The sequence below is a fragment of the Streptomyces sp. NBC_01214 genome, assembly GCF_026340975.1.
In the GTDB taxonomy this organism is placed as follows: Bacteria; Actinomycetota; Actinomycetes; order Streptomycetales; family Streptomycetaceae; genus Streptomyces.
Genome location: NZ_JAPEOS010000002.1, coordinates 1,722,510 through 1,734,672, shown reverse-complemented (window position 1 = coordinate 1,734,672; position 12,163 = coordinate 1,722,510). Strand labels below are relative to the sequence as shown.

8 protein-coding genes are annotated in these 12,163 nt (G+C 74.1%); 7 read left to right on the top strand and 1 reads right to left on the bottom strand.

Translation table 11 applies throughout. The features are described 5' to 3' along the window. Nucleotides 1–925: 925 nt before the first annotated feature. Genes OG594_RS32690 through meaB form a run of 4 tightly spaced genes read left to right on the top strand, consistent with a single transcriptional unit; the run spans nt 926 to nt 7,193 of the window. Complete coding sequence (locus tag OG594_RS32690; RefSeq protein ID WP_266606666.1) at nt 926–2,167, top strand: ROK family protein; 1,242 nt, start codon at nt 926–928, stop codon at nt 2,165–2,167. Further along, nucleotides 2,151–4,016: a methylmalonyl-CoA mutase family protein gene (locus OG594_RS32685; protein ID WP_266605932.1), complete on the top strand. Its 1,866-nt coding sequence runs from the start codon at nt 2,151–2,153 to the stop codon at nt 4,014–4,016. The genes OG594_RS32690 and OG594_RS32685 overlap by 17 nt, the downstream gene beginning before the upstream one ends. After that, nucleotides 4,013–6,199: a methylmalonyl-CoA mutase gene (scpA, locus tag OG594_RS32680; protein WP_266605930.1), complete on the top strand. Its 2,187-nt coding sequence runs from the start codon at nt 4,013–4,015 to the stop codon at nt 6,197–6,199. Before OG594_RS32685 ends, scpA begins: the two co-directional genes overlap by 4 nt. A gap of 10 nt (nt 6,200–6,209) precedes the next feature. Then, nucleotides 6,210–7,193 (top strand): methylmalonyl Co-A mutase-associated GTPase MeaB, encoded by a 984-nt coding sequence (meaB, locus tag OG594_RS32675; RefSeq protein WP_266605929.1) that lies wholly within the window; start codon nt 6,210–6,212, stop codon nt 7,191–7,193. 184 nt (nt 7,194–7,377) lie between these two features. Here meaB and OG594_RS32670 read toward each other — a convergent pair whose 3' ends face one another. Further along, nucleotides 7,378–8,379, bottom strand: a complete 1,002-nt coding sequence (locus OG594_RS32670; protein WP_266605927.1) for an asparaginase — start codon at nt 8,377–8,379, stop codon at nt 7,378–7,380. Between the two features lie 151 nt (nt 8,380–8,530). On the opposite strand from OG594_RS32670, the gene OG594_RS32665 reads away from it, so the two are divergent. From OG594_RS32665 to OG594_RS32655, 3 genes are all read left to right on the top strand, one after another. Then, nucleotides 8,531–8,989, top strand: a complete 459-nt coding sequence (locus OG594_RS32665; RefSeq protein WP_266605925.1) for an Lrp/AsnC family transcriptional regulator — start codon at nt 8,531–8,533, stop codon at nt 8,987–8,989. 5 nt (nt 8,990–8,994) lie between these two features. Beyond that, nucleotides 8,995–11,121 carry a serine/threonine-protein kinase gene (locus OG594_RS32660; RefSeq protein WP_323185361.1) on the top strand — a complete coding sequence of 709 codons (2,127 nt, stop codon included), beginning with the start codon at nt 8,995–8,997 and terminating at the stop codon, nt 11,119–11,121. A gap of 106 nt (nt 11,122–11,227) precedes the next feature. Next, nucleotides 11,228–12,163 (top strand): serine/threonine protein kinase, encoded by a 936-nt coding sequence (locus OG594_RS32655; RefSeq protein WP_266605923.1) that lies wholly within the window; start codon nt 11,228–11,230, stop codon nt 12,161–12,163.

Here is a 12,163-nt window from a genome sequence, read left to right as displayed (position 1 = left end):
CCGGGGCCGGGCGGACCCGGTCAGCCGGGGCGCCGGACCGGCGGGATCAGGCGCGGCCGGGGGCCGGACAGCGGCCCGGACACTCACCCGGCGCGGTACGCAGGCCGGGGGTGTGGAGCCGCGGGGCGAGGAGTGCGTTCGCGGACATGTCCCGGAGCGTGTCAGCGGCCCCCGCCGGGGTCAACCCCCGTCCGTGGCCACCGAACGCGCCTCTCGCCGACCTCCGCGTCCACCCCGTACACCCACTGCGACCTGCGCTTTCCCCCGCGCTTAGACCCGCGCACCGCCTCACCTCGGCGGCCGAAAAGCGTGGCCGGATTTCATGGCCCCGAAATGCGGCCGCCACGCGTTCGCCGAGATCCGCCCCTGCTCCCGGCTCGCGGGACCCGGGGCGTGTCCGAAGGTCCCGGGCCCCGCGGGCGGGCCGGCCCATAAGGCCTGGCACGCACGCTCGCCGCGCCGTCACGCCGCGCACATACGACCGCCACCGCTGCCGCGCGGACACGCCCCATGGCTCGCCCTGCCAATCGGACCGAACCCCGGGCGTGCCCGAAGATCCCGAGCCCCCCAGGCGGGCCGGCCCATAAGGCCTGGCACGCACGCTCGCCGCGCCGCGCACATACGACCACCGCCAATGCCGTGCAGACACGCCCCATGGCTCGCCCTGCCAATCGGACCGGACCCACGGCGGGTCCGAAGGTCCCGGGCCCCGCGGGCGGACCGGACCCGGGGAACCGCCCCTCCCGGCCGCCCCTTCCGGATCCAGCCGGGCCCGGCCGCCCGGCCTTGCGGCGTACCGCGCCGGGCGGCCCGGGCTCGTCCGGCAGGATCCCGGAGGGACGGCCGGGACACCCCGCCGCCCCCGCAGGGGAACCGGCATGATCGGGGGACACACCCCACCCCCCGAGGAGACCGCGTGACGCGTATGGCCGGTGACAGCCGGGCCGCCGCCAATGCCGCGACCGTGCTGCGGACGGTGCTCGACCACGGCCCGGTCGCGCGCAGCGCGATCGCCCCGCTGTGCGGGCTGAGTCCCGCCGCCGTGTCCCGGCAGACCACCGGGCTGCTCCGCGGCGGGCTGCTGCGCGAGCTGCCCGGGCCCGGCGGCGGTGTGGGGCGGCCGCGGATCCCGCTGGACCTGAACACCGGGGCCGTCGGCGGGCCGGTCGCCGCCGGGCTGCACATCGGGGTGCCGTATTCGACCTTCAGCCTCGTCGACCTCCGGGGGCAGCTGCTCGCCCGGCGGTCCTTCCCCCACGAGGGGCGCCCGGCGGACGGGCTGTCCGCCGAGATCGCCTCCGAACTCGGCCGCTTCCTGGGCGCGTACGACTCCGGGCGGCCGCTCCTCGGTGTCGGCGCTGCCCTGGGCGGATGGGTCGGCCCGGACGAGGGGACCGTCGTACGGCACCCCGCACTGGGATGGCGCCGCAAGCCGCTCGCCGCCGAACTGTCGGCCGCCCTCGGGCTGCCGGTGTGGGTCGACAACCACGCCCGGGCCGTCGCGCGGGCCGAGATCCTCTTCGGGCGGCCCGAGGCCCGCCGGAGCCTGGTGCACCTGTTCATCGGCCGGGTCGTCGACGCCGCCTTCGGGATCGAGGGGACCGTGCACCAGGGTCCGGGCGCGGCGGCCGGCGACGTGGCCCACCTGCCGGTGCCGCGCTCGCAGGCCCCGTGCGCGTGCGGGCGTACCGGCTGCCTGGAGGCGACCGCGTCCGACACCGCGCTGGGCGCCGAGGCCGTGCGCCGGGGCATCGTGCCGGACCCTTCGGTGAACCTGCTGGTGGACGCGGCCGCCACCGGCGATCCGCGCGCCGACCGGCTGCTGCGCGAGCGCGCCCGCGCGGTGGGCCGCGCGGCGGCCCTTCTGCTGGATGTCTTCAATCCGGCGGTCATGGTCGTGACCGAGTTGGCGAGCGTCCTCGACGAGGGATATCTGGAGGAGATCCGGGCCGCCGCGATGGAGCTCTCGCACGTGTGCGACGATCCCGAGCGGATCGTGGTGCCGCACGCGGGTCCTGCCGTACTCCCGGAGGCGGCGGCAACCGTACTGCTCAGCCGGGTGTTCCAGGACCCCTTCGGCAGGGCCCGAGAGGGCGAGATCACACCCACCGGTATGGTGCCACCTGAGCGCGCTCACCTACATTCGAGCCATGACGGTCCTGCCTGACGACGGGCTCTCCCTGGCCGCCGAGTTCCCTGACGCGACGCATGAGCAGTGGCAGCGCCTTGTAGAAGGCGTACTGCGCAAGTCGGGCAAGGAAGTCTCCGGCGAGGACGCAGAAGACGCGTTGTCCACCCCAATCGAGGACGGGCTCACCACGCGCCCGCTGTACACCGCGCCACCCGACGGGTCGGCTCCCGACACCGGTTTCCCCGGCTTCGCACCGTTCGTCCGCGGGGGCAGGCCGGAAGGCACCACCGCGAACGGCTGGGACGTGCGCCAGCGCCTCGCGGGCTCGGATCCGGTACGCGTGAACGAGGCGGCCCTCGCCGATCTGGAGAACGGGGTCACCTCCCTCTGGCTCACCGTGGGCCGGGGCGGTCTCCCCGTCGAGGGCCTCGCCCGGGCGCTGGACGGGGTCTACCTGGACCTCGCCCCCATCACCCTGGACGCCGGAGCCCAATACGCCGAGGCCGCGAGCGCGTTGCTGCGCCTGTTCACCGAGAGCGCGGTGGCCCCCGAGGTCGCTCGGGCCTCGCTGGGCGCCGACCCCCTGGGCCACGAGGCCCGTACGGGTGAGGCGCTGGACGTGGCCGGCGCCGCCCTGCTGGCCCGGGAGGCCGCCGCCGGCTGGCCCGGGGTGCGCGCCCTGACCGTGGACGCGCTGCCGTACCACGAGGCCGGCGGCAGCGCCGCCGAAGAACTGGGCCTGTCCCTGGCCACCGGCGTCGCCTACCTGCGCGCCCTGACCGAGGCCGGGCTGAGCACCGAAGCGGCGCTCGGACAGCTGGAGTTCCGCTACGCCGCCACCGCAGACCAGTTCCTGACCATCGCCAAGCTGCGCGCCGCGCGCCGGCTGTGGGCCCGTATCGCCGAGGCCTCGGGGGCCCCGGAGGCGGGTGCCCAGCTCCAGCACGCGGTGACCTCGCCGGTGATGATGACCCGCCGCGACCCGTGGGTGAACATGCTGCGCACCACGGTGGCCTGCATGGCCGCGGGCGTGGGCGGCGCGGACGCCGTGACCGTGCTCCCCTTCGACAACGAGCTGGGTCTGCCGGACGCCTTCGCGCGCCGGATCTCCCGCAACACCTCCACCATCCTGCTGGAGGAGTCGCACCTGGCCCGGGTGATCGACCCGGCCGGCGGCTCCTACTACGTCGAGCGCCTCACCGACGAACTCGCCCACGCGGCCTGGGAGTTCTTCCAGACCCTGGAGAAGGCCGGCGGTCAGGCCGCCGCCCTGCGCTCCGGGTTGGTCGCCGAGCGGCTCGCCGCCACCTGGGCCGCCCGCTCCAAGAAGCTGGCCAAGCGCCGCGAGCCGATCACCGGCGTCAGCGAGTTCCCGCTGCTCTCGGAGAAGCCGGTCGTGCGCGAGCCCGCGCCCGCGGCCCCCACGGGCGGGCTGCCGCGCGTGCGGCGCGACGAGGCCTACGAGGCCCTGCGCGCCCGCAGCGACGCGCACCTGGCGGCGACCGGCGCCCGGCCGAGGATCTTCCTCGCCGCTCTGGGCCCGGCGGCCGCGCACACCGCGCGCGCCACCTTCGCCTCGAACCTGTTCCAGGCGGGCGGCATCGAACCGGTGCACGACCCGGTGTCGGTGGACCCGGCGACGGCCGCCAAGGCGTACGCGGCGAGCGGGGCGGACGGCATGGCCGTGCTCTGCTCCAGCGACGCCCTGTACGAGGAGCAGGCCGCGGCGGTGGCCGGGGCGCTGCGCGCTGCGGGCGCCACGACCGTCTTCCTCGCCGGCAAGCCGGGCACCGCTGAGGCTTCCGTGGACGAGTACGTCTTCGCCGGCTGTGACGCCGTCGCCGTGCTGTCCTCCGTACTCGACCGGATGGGAGTGCCCGCATGAGCATCCCCGATTTCTCCGAGCTGGCGCTCGACCCCACCGCCGTCGCCGGGGTGTCCGAGGAGCAGTGGCGCTCCGCGGTGAAGGAGTCCACCGGCACGGCGGCCGCCGACCTGCTGTGGGAGACGCCCGAGGGCATCGGCGTCAAGCCGCTCTACACCGGGCGGGACGTGGAGGGCCTGGACTTCCTGCGGACGTACCCGGGCGTGGCCCCGTACCTGCGCGGCCCGTACCCGACGATGTACGTCAACCAGCCCTGGACGATCCGGCAGTACGCCGGCTTCTCCACGGCCGAGGAGTCGAACGCCTTCTACCGGCGCAACCTGGCGTCCGGCCAGAAGGGCCTGTCGGTGGCCTTCGACCTGCCGACGCACCGCGGCTACGACAGCGACCACCCCCGGGTGACCGGCGACGTCGGCATGGCGGGCGTGGCGATCGACTCGATCTACGACATGCGGCAGCTGTTCGACGGGATCCCGCTGGACAAGATGTCGGTGTCGATGACGATGAACGGCGCGGTGCTGCCGGTCCTCGCGCTCTACATCGTGGCGGCGGAGGAGCAGGGCGTCTCCCCCGACAAGCTCGCCGGGACCATCCAGAACGACATCCTCAAGGAGTTCATGGTCCGCAACACCTACATCTATCCGCCGAAGCCCTCGATGCGGATCATCTCCGACATCTTCGCGTTCACCTCGCAGAAGATGCCGCGGTACAACTCGATCTCCATCTCCGGCTACCACATCCAGGAGGCCGGTGCCACGGCCGACCTGGAGCTGGCGTACACCCTCGCGGACGGTGTGGAGTACCTGCGGGCCGGGCAGGCCGTCGGGCTGGACGTGGACGCGTTCGCACCGCGCCTGTCGTTCTTCTGGGCGATCGGCATGAACTTCTTCATGGAGGTCGCGAAGCTGCGCGCGGCCCGCCTGCTGTGGGCGCGCCTGGTCAAGCAGTTCGACCCGAAGAACGCCAAGTCGCTGTCGCTGCGCACGCATTCGCAGACCTCGGGCTGGTCGCTGACCGCGCAGGACGTCTTCAACAACGTGACGCGCACCTGCATCGAGGCGATGGCGGCGACCCAGGGCCACACCCAGTCGCTGCACACCAACGCCCTCGACGAGGCGCTCGCGCTGCCGACGGACTTCTCGGCGCGCATCGCCCGCAACACGCAGCTGCTGCTCCAGCAGGAGTCGGGGACCTGCCGGTCGATCGACCCGTGGGGCGGCAGCGCGTACGTCGAGAAGCTGACGTACGACCTGGCGCGCCGCGCCTGGCAGCACATCGAGGAGGTCGAGGCGGCCGGCGGCATGGCGCAGGCCATCGACGCGGGCATCCCGAAGCTGCGCGTGGAGGAGGCCGCGGCGCGCACGCAGGCGCGGATCGACTCGGGCCGCCAGCCGGTGATCGGCGTCAACAAGTACCGCGTGGAGAACGACGAGGCGATCGACGTCCTGAAGGTCGACAACTCCTCGGTGCGCAGCCAGCAGATCGCCAAGCTGCGGCGGCTGCGCGAGGAGCGCGACGAGGCGGTCACGCAGGACACCCTGCGGGCGCTGACGAACGCGGCCGAGCGGGGCGACGGCAACCTGCTGGCCCTGGCGGTGGACGCGGCGCGCGCCAAGGCCACCGTCGGTGAGATCTCGGACGCATTGGAGAAGGTGTACGGGCGGCACGCGAGCCAGATCCGTACGATCTCGGGTGTGTACCGCACCGAGGCAGGCGAGTCCCCGTCCGTGGAGCGCACCCGTGCCCTCGTCGACCGGTTCGAGGAGGCGGAGGGGCGTCGTCCGCGCATCCTGGTCGCCAAGATGGGCCAAGACGGGCACGACCGCGGCCAGAAGGTGATCGCGACCGCCTTCGCCGACCTGGGCTTCGACGTGGACGTCGGCCCGCTGTTCCAGACCCCGGCGGAGGTGGCCCGCCAGGCCGTCGAGGCGGACGTCCACGTGGTGGGCGTGTCGTCGCTGGCGGCCGGTCACCTGACCCTCGTCCCGGCGCTGCGCGAGCAGCTGGCGGAGGAGGGCCGCGAGGACATCATGATCGTGGTGGGTGGGGTGATCCCGCCGGCCGATGTCCCGACGTTGCTGGAGATGGGCGCGACGGCGGTCTTCCCGCCGGGCACGGTGATCCCGGACGCGGCCCACGACCTGGTGACGCGGCTGGCCGCGGACCTGGGCCACGAGCTGTAGGCGGCCGCCGGTGCCGAAGATCGACATCGAGGCCTACGCGAAGGGGGTGCTCGACGGGAAGCGCGCGTTCATCGCGCGTGCGATCACCCTCGTCGAGTCCACCCTGCCGGCACACCGGGTGCTGGCGCAGGGCCTGTTGACGGAGCTGCTGCCGCACACGGGCCGGGCCCGCCGGATCGGCATCAGCGGTGTGCCGGGGGTGGGCAAGTCCACCTTCATCGACGCGTTCGGCACGATGCTGACGGGGCTCGGCCACCGGGTGGCGGTGCTCGCGGTGGACCCGTCGTCGACGCGCACGGGCGGCTCCATCCTGGGTGACAAGACCCGGATGGAGCGGCTGTCGGTGGACCCGGCGGCGTTCGTCCGCCCGTCGCCGTCGGCGGGCACGCTGGGCGGGGTCGCCAAGGCCACCCGCGAGTCGATGATCGTGATGGAGGCGGCGGGCTACGACGTGGTCCTCGTCGAGACGGTCGGCGTGGGCCAGTCGGAGACCACGGTGGCGGGGATGGTCGACTCCTTCCTCCTGCTGTCCCTGGCCCGTACGGGCGACCAGCTGCAGGGCATCAAGAAGGGCGTCCTGGAGCTGGCGGACGTACTGGCGGTGAACAAGGCGGACGGCCCGCACGAGCGGGACGCGAAGGCCGCGGCCCGGGAACTGTCGGGTGCGCTGCGGCTGATGCACCCGGTGGACGCGGCCTGGACGCCGCCGGTCCTGACGTGCAGCGCGCGGGAGTCGACCGGGCTGGACGAGGTGTGGAGCCGGCTGGAGCAGCACCGGACCCTGCTGGACGCGGGGGGCCGGCTGGCGGCGAAGCGGGCGGCGCAGCAGGTGGAATGGACCTGGTCGATGGTCCGCGACGAACTGCTGGAACGCCTGCGGGCGGACCCGGCGGTACGGGAGCTCGCGCCGACCCTGGAGGCCGCGGTCCGGGCGGGCTCCGTCACCCCGACCTCAGCGGCGGACCGCATCCTGGCGGCGTTCGGCCGGGCCTGACCCGGGTGCGTGCGGCGGCGTTGCGGGGGTCCTGCCCCGAACGCCCGCGGGGCTGGATTTCCAGCCCCGCCGGCGCTTGAGGCGCGGGGTCCGGGGCGGAGCCCCCGCTCTTCCAGCCCCGCCGGCGCTTGAGGCGCTGGGCCCCGGGAAGCGGAGCCGCCGGCGGGCCATCGGCAGGCGGGGGTCAGACCTCGGCCAGGACCGGGCTCGCCCCGTTCACGGCGAGGCGCAGGACGCGGGTCTGCTCCACCGGGTTCTCGGTGGCGAGGAGCGCGGCCAGGACCGCGATGCGGGCCTGGCCGGCGCGCAGGGTTCCGGTCGGAACGGCTCCGGCGGCCACCAGGTCCACCGCGCCGCCGTGGGTGTAGATCTCGGTGACCGGTCCGGCCATGACGCGGGTGGTCAGCGCGACCAGGACCCCGCGGGCGACGGCGGCGCGGACGGCCTCCACGATCTCCGGAGTCGCATTGCCCGCACCGGTTCCGACGAGGACGATGCCGCGCGCGCCGGCCTCGACGGCGGCGTTCAGCAGGACCGGGTCACCGTTGGCGTGGTGCACCACCACGTCCACGCGCGGCGGGAGCTCCGGCATCGCGGGCAGCGGGAGCGGCGCGGGGCGCTGCGGGGTGCGCAGGATGGTGACCTTGCCGAAGCCGATCTTCCCGAAGAGTTCCTTCGAGGGGTCGGCGAACGCGTCCAGCTCCACGGCCTGGGTCTTCACGGTGCCGCGGGCGGCGTGCACCCGGCCGGCGAAGGCGATCAGTACGCCGAGCCCGCGCGTGTTCGCGGCGGTGAGCAGGGCGTCGTAGAGGTTCCCCGGACCGTCCCCGTCGGCGGTGCCCATGGGGCGCTGCGAGCCGGTGAAGACCACGGAGCGCGGGTCGTGGTGGTGGAGGTCGAGGAAGAACGCCGACTCCTCCAGGGTGTCGGTGCCGTGCGTGACGACGATGCCGTCCACGCCGGGGTCGGCGAGCACCTCGTGCACGGTGCGGAGCAGGGTGAGCTGGTGCGCGGTGGTGAGTCGCGGGCTGTTCACGCTGAACAGGTCGACCAGTTCGACGGTGATGCCCTCGGGAAGCGGTGCGGTGGCGATCACCTCGTTCCCGTCGGCGTCCGCTGCGAAGCCGGAACCCTGCCAGCGGCTGGCTATCGTTCCGCCGGTGCTGATCACGACGATCCGTCCCATCGGCCGTGGCCGCCCTTCACTCGAGTCACTCGTGTCACTAGTACGTCACTCGTACATATGTACTCAAAGCAGCAATGATAGAGCGATCTAGGCGCAATGTGATTGCGCATTCCCTCAGGCCCGGTCACAAACACTGGGCGATAATTGCGCCATGGATGCCATTGACCGAGATATCTTGCGCGAGCTCCAGGCCGATGGCCGCCTGACCAACCAAGAACTCGCCCAGCGCGTCGGACTGACCCCTTCCCCTTGCATGCGCCGGGTGCGCCAGCTGGAACAGGACGGGGTGATCCAGGGCTACCGCGCCGTGATCTCCCCCGAAGCGGTGGACCGCGGCTTCGAGGTGCTCGTTTCGGTCGAGGTGCGGCGCGACCGGGAGGCGGTCGAGGCCTTCGAGGCGGCCCTCCAGGACATCCCGGACGTCATCGAGGCCTACCGCCTCTTCGGCAGCCCCGGCTGCCTGCTGCGGATCGCCGTCGCCGACCTGCGGGCCTACGAGCGCCTGTGGATCGAGAAGCTGACGGCCCTCACCGGTATCACCGAGGTCAACTCGCAGATCATCATGAAGCGCATCAAGGAACCGAACGGCCTTCCCGTCGACTTCCGCTGACGCCCGTGAACGACAGGAAGCAGCACCACATGAAGCCCCTCGGCGCCGGTGATCCGATCCGGCTCGGTCCGTACCGCGTGCTCGGCGTCCTCGGCGAAGGCGGCATGGGCAAGGTGTACTTCGGCCGGGAGGACGGCGGCCGCACCGCGGCCGTCAAGGTGCTGCTGCCCGAGCTCGCGCACGACCCGCACCTCGTCCAGCGCTTCCTGCGCGAGGCGCACACCGCCCGGGCGGTCACCAGCGGCGGCGTCGCCCGCGTCCTGAACGCGCGGATCGACGACCACGACGGCCGGCCCTGGATCGCCACCGAGTTCCTGTCCGGACCCACCCTCGACGACGCCGTGCGCCAGTACGGGCCGTTCGGCGCCGACGGCGTACGCGCGCTCGCCGCCCCGCTCGCCGCCACCCTGCGGGACATCCACGCGGCCGGGCTGGTCCACCGCGACCTGAAGCCGGCCAACATCGTGCTCACCTCGGCGGGACCGCGCGTCATCGACTTCGGCATCGCGCGGCCCGAGCACGGGCTGACGCTCACGACGACGGGCCAGGTGCCGGTCACCCCCGGGTACGGCGCCCCCGAGCAGGTGCTCGGCCGGCGCGTCGGCCCGGCCGCGGACGTCTTCTCGCTGGGCGCGGTCCTGGCGTACGCGGCCACCGGGCAGCGCACCTTCGACGGGACCCATGTGGCCGCCGTGCAGTACGAGGTGGTGCACGGGGAGCCCCGACTGGACTCCGTACCGCCCGAGTTGCGGCAGCTGATCGCCCCCTGCCTCGCCAAGGACCCCGCGCACCGCCCGACCCCCGAGGAGATCGCGGGCGCCTTCGCGCCTCCGCCGGGCGCGGACCGGATCTGGCGCACCGGAGCCCTGGCCGGGGACATCGAGCGTCGGGGAGCCGAGGCCGACCGGCAGGCCACGGTCGTCGGGCAGGAGTCCGGGAGCGGGCCGTCCCGCAGGCGGCTGCTGCGCACCGCGTTGGCGGCGGGGGGCGTCCTGGCCGCCTCCGGCGGGGCCACGGGCGCCTGGTGGCTGCTGCGCGAGGAACCGCGCAAGATCCCCCCGGCCGGACCGGCCAGGGACGCCGAGGCGCTGTCGATCCTGGTCGGGCAGCACGGGACGCCTCCGGGCGAGCTGTGGGGTCCGCTGCCCGTGGCGGCGGGACCGGTCGACGGCGTGGTCACCGCACCGCTCCCGGTACTCGACGTCGTCGTCTTCGCGGCTGCCGGCGGCGGCCTCGCGGCGCGGCTGACGACCGACGGCAAGGAGAAGTGGCGGCTGCCCGACGTCCGGCCGGCCGCCGGACTCGTGGGACTGCCCGGCAACCGGTTCGTGACCGCGGGCTCCGGCGGGGCGCTGCTCTGCTTCGAAGCCTCCACCAGCACGCAGGAATGGTCGGTGGCGGGCGCCGATACCGGCCGCATCCTGGCCGCGGACGCGTCGGCGGTCTACCTGGTGACACGGGGCGGGAAGCTGCGCGCCGTGGACACCGCCGCACGCAAGGTCCGCTGGACGGTGCCGCTGCCCGAGGCGGCGGTGAAGGCGCCCGGGCCGCGGGCCGCGGTCGGGACCGGCCGCCTCGTCGTCTTCGGCGCCGACGGAAACGTCACCGCCGTCGACACCTCCTCCGGAGCGACGGTCTGGCAGGTCGGCAACCAGGCGGGTTCCGCCGTGCAGCCGCTCGTCCTGAAGGACGTCGTCTACCTCGGCGGCCGGAGCCTGACGGCCCTGGACATCAAGACGGGCGTCGCGGTGTGGAAGGAGAAGGAGACCGGGGCCACCGAAGCCCCGCAGGCGGGGGCCGGCGGCTGGGGGCCGGCGGCCGCGTGGCGCGACCGGGTGTTCGCCATGGACGGCACCGCGCTGTGCCAGGTGTTCACCGAGCTCGGCGGGGCCCTTCCGATAGACCGCAGCGCGAAGGGCCCGCCGCCGCACCATCCCCCGCACGTGGAGGCCGGCACGCTCTGGGTCGTCCAGGCGGACGGTCAGGGCGTCTCGGCCCACTCCACCGTGAGCGGCCGGCGGTACTGGACCTGGTCGGCCGGATCGCGGGGGCCCTGGGGCGTGTCCGGCGCGGGGAACCGCGTCTTCCTCGTCAACGACGGGAAGCTGACGGCCATGCCCACCATCGAGTGAGGCGCGCTCCCGGCCCGTTCCCCCGCACGCGGTTCCCGCCCGGTTCAGCCGCCCCGGCAGGCACCGCTTAGGCTCGGGGCCGATCATCCGACCCGGGAGAGCGCACATGGAACGCCTACGTCACGACGACCCGCCGCACGTCGGGCCGTACGTGATCCTGGCCCGGCTCGATTCCGAGACCGCCGAGCGCACCGTTCCCGAGCGCCGCTACCTCGGGCGCACCGCCGACGGGCAGCGCACCGTCCTCGTCTGCGCGCCCCGGGTCGGCGCCTGCCCCTCCCGGTGGGCGATCGAGGCCGAAGGAGCCCGGCGGTTGTCCGTGCCCCGCTTCCTGCGCGTCGAGGAGGTGGGCGGCACGGCCGGCTTCCCCTGGTACGCGTCCCCGTACACGCCCGTGCTGCCGCTGCCGGCCGTGCTCGCCGCGTACGGCGGGCCGCTGCCCGAGGACACCGTCCGCAGGCTCGGCGCCGCACTCGCGGAGGGGCTGACCGCCGCACACGCCCGGGGGGTGACGCACGCGGGACTGTCACCGGCCGCCGTACTGGTCACCGCGGGCGGGCCGGTGCTGGCCTGCTTCGGTGCCGTGCGGGCCGCGGCTCCCGACGGGACGCGGCGGACGGGGCTGCCCGGGCTCGATCCGGGCTGCCTGGCCGTGGAGCAGGCGTCGGGGGGCGCCCCGGGGCCGCTCGGGGACGTCTTCGCCCTGGGCGCCGTCCTCGCCTACGCCTCGACCGGTCACACCGTGCCCGAGCAGGGCGAACTGCCGCCGGGCCTGCGGACGCTGGTCGGATCCTGCCTGTCGTCCGACCCGGCGGTCCGGCCGCATTCCGCGCAGGAAGTGCTGGGCGAACTCGTGTCCCCCGGGACGGGACCCGCCGCGCCCGAGGCCCCGTACGCGCAGGCCGGAACGGTCCTCGACCACGGAGCGGTGCCGCTGCCGGGCCGGGTCGTCGCCGCGCTCGCCGCCCAGTCGGCCGCGCTGCTCGCGGCAGAACTCCCCTCCCCGCAACAGCCGTTCGCCGCGGCCCAGAAGGTGCACTGA